Source organism: Alkalibacterium sp. m-11 (genome assembly GCF_054658155.1).
Map to the genome: position 1 here is coordinate 1 of NZ_BAAGIR010000600.1, position 252 is coordinate 252.

The 252-nt window shown below is 42.1% G+C and carries 1 pseudogene; it reads right to left on the reverse strand.

Going from position 1 to position 252, the window contains the following annotated elements:
* Window positions 1-252 (reverse strand): annotated as a pseudogene (locus ACYQ2O_RS13690) (IS4 family transposase); the annotation flags it as partial.

Here is a 252-nt window from a genome sequence, read left to right on the forward strand (position 1 = left end):
TGCGATTGTCCCGAACAAATATTATCTTAGCCTGGATGTCTTCATTATTATCGTTCAATCCTAAGCTGACAACGACAGATGCTTTAATTTTCGCACGGCCACGCTTTTTCTTGAGCACTCTGTAGAGGTCTTTCAGGTTATACTTTTGTCCATTGTATCCGTACGTTGTACGCGTAGGTTTAAGCATGCAGATGACTTGAAGCGGATAATCAGTGACCACTTGTTTGATGGTTTTAGGATAAGCGAACCAGC